The 4,959-nt window shown below is 59.0% G+C and carries 3 protein-coding genes; all 3 read right to left on the bottom strand.

Annotated elements, in window-relative coordinates; translation table 11 throughout:
• Nucleotides 1-71 precede the first annotated feature (71 nt).
• From XM50_RS00655 to XM50_RS20300, 3 genes are read right to left on the bottom strand one after another with little or no spacing between them, the layout of a single operon-like run.
• The gene (locus XM50_RS00655) at nucleotides 72-899 is read right to left on the bottom strand and encodes a hypothetical protein (protein WP_156167039.1); all 828 of its coding nucleotides are present in this window, start codon (nucleotides 897-899) and stop codon (nucleotides 72-74) included.
• Complete coding sequence (locus tag XM50_RS00650) at nucleotides 896-1,267, bottom strand: hypothetical protein (protein ID WP_156167037.1); 372 nt, start codon at nucleotides 1,265-1,267, stop codon at nucleotides 896-898. Before XM50_RS00650 ends, XM50_RS00655 begins: the two co-directional genes overlap by 4 nt.
• A gap of 19 nt (nucleotides 1,268-1,286) precedes the next feature.
• A complete protein-coding gene (locus XM50_RS20300) occupies nucleotides 1,287-4,943 on the bottom strand; it encodes a tape measure protein (protein ID WP_046406519.1) in 3,657 nt (1,218 codons plus the stop codon).
• Nucleotides 4,944-4,959: the final 16 nt, after the last annotated feature.

Here is a 4,959-nt window from a genome sequence, read left to right as displayed (position 1 = left end):
CACACTTGCTGGCCATTACCTTGATCGCGTTTACAGTGGCAGCGATCAGGTTGCGTCTATGACCGACGCGCCTATAAGCGAAATGCCGCGCGACGTTCATTGATAATGTGAAGTCGGGGATAGGCATTCAGGCCGACTAACTCGATATCGCTCTCCCACAGCTTGTGGAAGAGGTTCATGCCCTCGAACAGCACCTTCACGCGGCCATAAACGGTCCACTGCTGAACGCTGTCTAGGTTGTCAGGTTCTGGCGCGAACAGCACAGGTTGCTTCGTGCCGACGCGCATCATGAATGCATCAAGCTCGTTGAACATAGGTTCATCCATCTGGCCGAAGGTAGCCTTCACGCGCGGACGACTGATGTATTCCTGCACGTCCTCATAGTTTGGCCCGGTCGTGATCGGGCTGTCGTCGATGAGGCCCTTGGTCCACTCGTAGTCGATGCCGCTACCGATGACGAAGCGTTCGCCCATTACGATGCGCGACACCTCGACCTGGCCCGCCGGATGCGATGGAAACGTGAAGTCGAAACGCCAGTAGGTTGCTGTCACGCTGGGCACGTCAACGAGCGTCTTTGGAGTGTATGGCTCACGCAGTGCGCCCACGTATGCGGGAAGCTCACCGCTATCCCATACTGGCGCTGTGAGGGCTTCAGTGACGCTATTGGCGGCGCGGACGCGAACGGTATCGCCTGCACGGCCATTGCTGTGCAGAATGCCGATCGTGTCCACCACGCCAGAGCATTCCAGCACGACATAGGGCGCGTTCAGGTTAAACGAGCGCCACGCCATATCCATGTTGTCATTGGTGAGGTTCACAGCCGGCGAGCTTGGAAGCTGCAAGCTGGCATCGTTCACTCGGAGTGAGCGGCTGGCAAGTAGGAATGGCTGATCGATCATTGCGGCCCCTTGATGGTGATTTCCTGTGTGAAGGTGCCGTAATCCGTGCTGATCGAGATCGAGCGCAGCACGTCTGTCTGTTGAACCGGCCAATCATTGAAGACGCATGAGAAGGTCGGCGGGCTGTCGATGAGGTCAGCCATTGTCACGTTATCCACGCCTTGCAACGTGACGCGGTAAGCCTGTGCTACCTGCTTGTGCTCGCCTAGAATCTCGTCTGCGAGCACCTTCGCTGCGACTAGATCGAGGTTGGTTTGCAAGGTGATCTTGCGCGCGTTCGGCTGAACACTCGCCACAGCATCGTCTTTCGCCACTTCGTAGCGGTATTCCTCTTTAACGAAACTGCCGCGATCGGGATCAATAGCCATCTAGCACCTCCGCTCCTATTTACACTGTGCCCGTTTGGCGACCGTTGGATGAAGACACGTTGCTGGTTGGCAGGTTGTCGTTGATCGCATTCGCAAGCTGTAGCTCTGCAAGAATTTGCTCATTGAGCGTGTTCGCCTTCTGAGCTTCCTTGATTGCCTGCGCCTGTAGCTGGCGGCCCTTATCGACTGCCGCGACAACCGACGCGCTGCCGTCGCCGGAAGCGTAGATGCTTTCCACGTTGGTCTTCAGGTCGTTGTTGGCCTTGAGTAGTTCGCCCCTGATGTTCTGGAACATCGGGCCGGAAGTGCCGTAAAGCTCGCGGGCCGTGTCGAAGATCGAGTTGCCCAGTTCAGCGAACTTGGTTGGATCGACGGTCTTACCCGCCGCAATGTCGCTCTGGTACTTGCGGAACTCGGCCATGCTGCTGTCGAGACGGGTCTTACCCGACAGTCCGCTTTCTGGACCCATGAGCTTGTCCTGAAGGGACTTGATGCTCGACAGCTGATCCTCAAGCATCCTCTCGCGCTGGATCATGTAATAGCGATCCACGTTCGCAAGCTCGGAAGCCGTTGCGGCATTCGCAGTCATCTCCTTGCGGAGTGCTTCAAATTGCTTGTTCAGTTCCTTAAGCGGTGCACCAATTGGATCATCAACCGCTGCCAGTTCCTTGACGATGGACTCGTACTTGGTTGCGAGGTTGACCGCCTTGTCCAAGTCCGTAGCTGCCTTCAGGACACGAGACGAGAAGTCCGAAATGCCCGTAAGCACGCCCTGCTTGAGTGCCAACTGAAGCGCGTATGCGATAGCTTCTGCTTCACCGTCCTTGCCGAAGTCCTTCAGTACCGACGAGTTGAAGTTATTGCTGTGGAGCTTCTTGGTTGTGGTCGTGTTTGCTACGCGCCACTTGCCGTCCCACGTTCCGATGGTGACGTTGGGCGTGCCAGTGATCGAGCCGCCGAGCTGCTGGGCCAGACCCTCAAGGCCACCCATCACGCTCTTTGCTGCGCCCGTCGCAATAGCGGTTAGCTCCTTGTTGGAACCCTGACCGCTAGTCGTGAGGTAGCCGTCCGCGCCCATGCCGAACGTAGCCGACGAGGACTTGGGCTTGCTGAACAAGCCGCCGAGCAGACCACCCAGAATGGAGCCGCCGACCGCGCCGAGCGGACCCAGCACCGTGCCACCGAGCGCGCCACCAATCTGCGATCCGGTCCTGTTGAGCTTGATGCCCACTGCGCCCAGCAGATCGTTGGTGACGCCGCCAATACCAGCACCGGCACCAGCCTTGCCCAGCATGGAGCCGAGGCCCTTCGTGAAGTCACCGCCCTTGCCGAACAGATTCTTCATGTCGCCCTTGAAGTCGCCAAAGCCCTTGCTGAGCGACGACAGCGGGTTCTTGAATGCGCTGGTCTGGCCGTTCGTGCCCATAAGCTGATCGAGGGACTTCTTCGACGCTTCAGCCGCTGCCTTACCCAGCGCGTTGCTGGTGCCGTCACGCTTATTGCCGATGATGTCGAGCAGGCCACCGATTGGACCAAGGCCGGAGAACTTGCCAGTGGATGCAGCCGCTAGGCCATCGAGCAGACGGCCTGCGCCCTCGATACCTTTGGCCAGGCTGTTCAGGGCCTGACCGAACTTGCCGGTCGCGCCGTCGAAAATGTCGCCGAGCTGACCGCCAAGCGTGCTGATGCGGCCGGCGAACTCGCGCTGCCAGCCTGCCGCGATTTCTGCCGATTGACGGTCGATGCCGTCCATTGCGCGCTTGTACTGCTCTTCAGTGATGCCGCCATCGGCAACGCTCTTGCCGCGCAGTACACCAAGGCGCGCACGATCCGCGTCGAACTGCTCGCGCTGCTGACGCTCGGACTCAGCTGGGCTATACTGCGAAAGCAAGCTCTCGCGGTCCTTGAGCATCCTGTTCTGCTTCTGGATCTCGTAGGTCTCGCCGGCACGAGTCTTCACGATCGCTAGTTCCTTCTGGAATAGCTCGTTCGTTATGTCCTGCTTCTCAGCGAGGGCACGGCTCTCAAACTCCCACGCGGCTTCCGACATGGCCATTTCCTTGTCGGTCATGCCCAGCATGGCCTTCTGGTGATCTAGTTCAGCGTTGCTGTTGTCGTTGGCTGCCCGCATGTCAGTGAGCAGCTTTGCGGCGCGCGTCTGGTCAACCAGATCGTCTAGGCGCTTCTTGTCGTCTGCGCTGATTTCCTTACCGCGGATGCGCTGAAGCTCTAGCTGCGCGGCCATCTTTTCGGCTTCGGCGGGCATGAGCTTGGCTAGGACAAGCTGCTCGTCCATTTGCGAGAATAGCTGAGCTTCCTGCTCCAAGCGGCGCTCTGCATCACGCTGGGCTTCCCTGCGCGCTCGTTCAGCTTCCTTCTCGCTGTCGCTGCGGCTCTTGTCGCCCTTGCCCTTCCACGCGACGTGGAAGTGATCGCCCTCGTCCAGCTTCTCGACTACATCGTAGCCCTGCTTCTTCAGAGCGGACACGATCTTGTCCAAGCTCATGCCGGGAGTTTTCGCGATATCGCGTGCGTTGCCGGTCAGGTGATAGCTGTTCTCCTGTCCACCAACGCGCTTGTTATGTTCGTAGGAGCGATAGCCGCTGGTCACGCGGGCACCGATCGAGTTCATGATCGTATCCACGTCCATGCGACTGCCACTGCTGCCGGCAGACGTGGTGCCTGGTGGAGTGCGGAGAACGCCAGTACCGCCAGTGCGGGCCGGCTTCTTAGGGTACTTGGCGAGAGCAGCGCGGTATTGCTGTTCCGTCCAATCCATCGGATTGAAGTTCGCATCACCCATGCGCTCACGAAGCTCTGCGTTCAGGCGCTGACGAGCACGCGAGAGGCGGCTGTTATCGAAGCCCTTAGTGAAGTTGCCCTTCATGTCGCTCTTGGGAGCTTCTTTGATGCCGTTGAGCGCACTTAGCTCGATCGCTGCGCCGCTTCCTTCACCACCAAGGAGGCTAGTGCCGCGACCGAAATTGCGGATACCGTCAATAAGGCCGAGAATGTCAGCGATCTCATCCCGAAGGCCGCGCCAACGCTTGGAGATTTCATCGGCAGCGTTGATGCCCCCATCCTGAAGCGGCTGAAATGCGTTGTAGAGGCCGGCGAACGTGTCGCGAACATCACCGCCGAGTTTGCGCGCGGCGTCCATGATCGACGCCATGTTCTCGCTGCCCTGATCGGCGAAGTCGTAAAGGGCTTGGCTGAACTGACCGCCCTGATTGAACGCACCGAACGTGGTCGTCGCTAGGTTCTCAATGGCGGTTGCCGCATCACCAAAGGTCTTCGGCATGAGGCGGAATTCTTCCTCAAGCTCCTTGAGGTACTTCTTGTCCGTGAAGGCACGGACGAGCTTATCGCTGGTAAGCTGGCCCTCGCTCGCCATCTTCTTGAGGTTGCCGATCGGCACGTTCATGCTGTCAGCGAGCAGCTTCATGAGGCGCGGCGCGTTTTCAGCGAGAGAGCGGAATTCGTCACCGTTCAGCCTGCCCGACGCGAGCGCCTGACCCAGCTGGAGAACGGTGGAAGTCGTTTCACCCGCCGATGCACCCGACACCTTGAGCGCCTTGGTAACAGTCTCGGTTGCCGTCGCGACCTGTGCCTGTGATGCGTTCAGCGTCTTCGATACGGTCGCGAGCTTGCCATATAGAACGGCAGTGCTCGTCATCTCACTTCGAGTGGCG

It is taken from the genome of Sphingomonas sp. Ag1 (assembly GCF_000980895.1).
Classification (GTDB): domain Bacteria; phylum Pseudomonadota; class Alphaproteobacteria; order Sphingomonadales; family Sphingomonadaceae; genus Sphingomonas; species Sphingomonas panaciterrae.
This window is presented reverse-complemented; position numbering and strand designations above follow the sequence as displayed.

What these genes read in the sequence shown, in the direction of transcription:
- XM50_RS00650 (WP_156167037.1), bottom strand. Translation starts at nt 1,267, where the DNA reads ATGGCTATTGATCCCGATCGCGGCAGTTTCGTTAAAGAGGAATACCGC.
- XM50_RS00655 (WP_156167039.1), bottom strand. Translation starts at nt 899, where the DNA reads ATGATCGATCAGCCATTCCTACTTGCCAGCCGCTCACTCCGAGTGAAC.
- XM50_RS20300 (WP_046406519.1), bottom strand. Translation starts at nt 4,943, where the DNA reads ATGACGAGCACTGCCGTTCTATATGGCAAGCTCGCGACCGTATCGAAG.